Source organism: Streptomyces megasporus (genome assembly GCF_000718985.1).
GTDB classification, from domain to species: Bacteria; Actinomycetota; Actinomycetes; order Streptomycetales; family Streptomycetaceae; genus Streptomyces; species Streptomyces megasporus.
Genome location: NZ_JODL01000097.1, coordinates 1 through 464 on the forward strand (window position 1 = coordinate 1; position 464 = coordinate 464).

1 protein-coding gene is annotated in these 464 nt (G+C 70.7%); it reads left to right on the forward strand.

Translation table 11 applies throughout. The features are described from left to right. The coding region (locus IF47_RS0126835; RefSeq protein ID WP_211257283.1) for a tyrosinase family protein at positions 1-464 on the forward strand (464 nt) is incomplete at both ends.

The following is a 464-nucleotide window of genomic DNA, read 5'->3' on the forward strand; positions in this document are numbered from 1 at the left end:
AGTCCGCCCTGACCACCGACGAGAAGCGACGTTTCGTCGCCGCCCTCGTGGAACTGAAGCGCAACGGCCGCTACGACGAATTCGTCACGACGCACAACGCCTTCATCGTCTCCGACACCGACGACGGCGAGCGGACGGGCCACCGCTCACCGTCCTTCCTGCCCTGGCACCGAAGATTCCTCCTGGAGTTCGAGCGAGCGCTCCAGTCGGTGGACGCGTCGGTGGCCCTGCCGTACTGGGACTGGACCGTCGACCGTTCGCCGCGTGCCTCGCTGTGGGCGCCCGACTTCCTCGGCGGCACCGGGCGCGACCGGGACGGCCGCGTGTCCGACGGGCCGTTCGCCGCGACCGGCGGGAACTGGCAGATCAACGTGCGGGTAGACGGCCGTACGTTCCTGCGGCGCTCTCTCGGTGCCGGGGGCCGCCAACTGCCCACGGCGGCCGAGGTCGAGTCGGTGCTGTCC